This window comes from Spirillospora sp. NPDC049652 (assembly GCF_040675125.1).
Taxonomy (GTDB): Bacteria; Actinomycetota; Actinomycetes; order Streptosporangiales; family Streptosporangiaceae; genus Spirillospora.
The window spans coordinates 1-1052 of record NZ_JBFAOF010001570.1; the positions used below are offsets into that span (position 1 = coordinate 1).

At 67.2% G+C, this 1052-nt stretch carries 1 protein-coding gene; it reads left to right on the forward strand.

Annotation, left to right across the window (positions count from 1 at the left end):
- On the forward strand, positions 1-1052 hold a 1052-nt coding region (locus AB0J52_RS42000), incomplete at both ends, for a Clp protease N-terminal domain-containing protein (protein WP_500188901.1).

A 1052-nucleotide genomic window follows, 5' to 3' on the forward strand; every position in this document is an offset into this window, starting at 1 on the left:
CTGCGTGAGGCGTTGCAGCTGGGTCACAACTACATCGGCACCGAGCACATCCTGCTGGGTCTGATCCGTGAGGGCGAGGGCGTCGCCGCCCAGGTCCTGGTCAAGCTCGGAGCCGACCTCAACCGCGTCCGCCAGCAGGTCATCCAGCTCCTCCACGGCTACTCGGGCGCCAAGGACCAGCCGAGCCCGGGAAGCGCGAGCGAGACCACTCCGGCCACGTCGCAGGTGCTCGACCAGTTCGGCCGGAACCTGACGCAGGCGGCCCGCGAGGGCAAGCTCGACCCGGTGATCGGTCGTGACACCGAGATCGAGCGTGTGATGCAGGTGTTGTCGCGTCGCACCAAGAACAACCCGGTGCTGGTGGGCGAGCCCGGTGTCGGCAAGACGGCGGTGGTCGAGGGCCTGGCGCAGAAGATCGTCAAGGGTGAGGTGCCCGAGACGCTGAAGGACAAGCAGCTCTACACCCTCGACCTGGGCGCGCTGGTCGCGGGTTCGCGCTACCGGGGTGATTTCGAGGAGCGGCTGAAGAAGGTCCTGAAGGAGATCCGGACCCGCGGCGACATCATCTTGTTCATCGACGAGCTCCACACGCTGGTGGGTGCGGGCGCCGCCGAGGGCGCGATCGATGCCGCGTCGATCCTGAAGCCGATGCTGGCGCGCGGCGAGCTGCAGACCATCGGTGCGACGACGCTGGATGAGTACCGCAAGCACCTGGAGAAGGACGCGGCGCTGGAGCGGCGGTTCCAGCCGATCCAGGTCGCTGAACCCTCTCTCAGCCACACGATCGACATCCTGAAAGGGCTGCGCGACCGCTACGAAGCCCATCACCGGGTCTCGATCACGGACGGAGCCCTCACGGCGGCAGCCCGTTTCGCGGATCGCTATATCTCCGACCGGTTCTTGCCGGACAAGGCGATCGACCTGATCGACGAGGCGGGGTCGCGGATGCGGATCCGGCGGATGACCGCGCCGCCGGACCTGCGCGAGTACGACGAGAAGATCGCCGATGTGCGCCGGGAGAAGGAATCGGCGATCGACGCCCAGGACTTCGA